The organism is Streptomyces sp. NRRL B-24572 (genome assembly GCF_002156145.1).
GTDB lineage: Bacteria > Actinomycetota > Actinomycetes > Streptomycetales > Streptomycetaceae > Streptomyces > Streptomyces vietnamensis.
In genome coordinates, this window is the sequence record NZ_MWIG01001036.1 from 1 (window position 1) to 457 (window position 457).

A 457-nucleotide genomic window follows, 5' to 3' on the forward strand; every position below is an offset into this window, starting at 1 on the left:
TGGCGGCGATCCCGGCGACGATCCGAAACCACACGGGGTTGCTGGTGCTCGCGGCGGTCCAGCCGTGACAGACAAGACCGAGACCCATCCAGGATGGTGTCTTCGTGAAGTCGTGCCATGCCTTGCACGATGACATGCGTCAGTTCCCTCGCGGCCGTTGGGGGATCACCGGCGTGTGCGGAGTCGTCGGTGGATCAGGAGAGCGGAGGCCACCAGGGCGGCGGGACTCCACAGCGTGAGGAGGGGGCCGAGGCTTGCCTCCCGCCGGTCCAGGACGAGCATCAGCACGAAGGCCCAGACGCTCAGCCCGCCCACCGTCCAGCCGCTTCTCGTGAGCGTGGCCGGCTTTCGCCGCCATGCCGCGGCCTCTTGGTTCCGGAGCGCCCAATGTGCGGCACAGGCGACGAATCCTCCGTTCAGGACCAGGAGGATGCCGAATCCTGCGGCGAACAGCGCA

General features: G+C 67.8%; 1 protein-coding gene. It reads right to left on the reverse strand.

Annotation, left to right across the window (positions count from 1 at the left end; translation table 11 throughout):
• Positions 1–165 precede the first annotated feature (165 nt).
• Positions 166–457 (reverse strand): hypothetical protein (locus tag CCN56_RS44035; protein ID WP_218779505.1); only part of this gene is annotated, 292 nt, incomplete at its 5' end.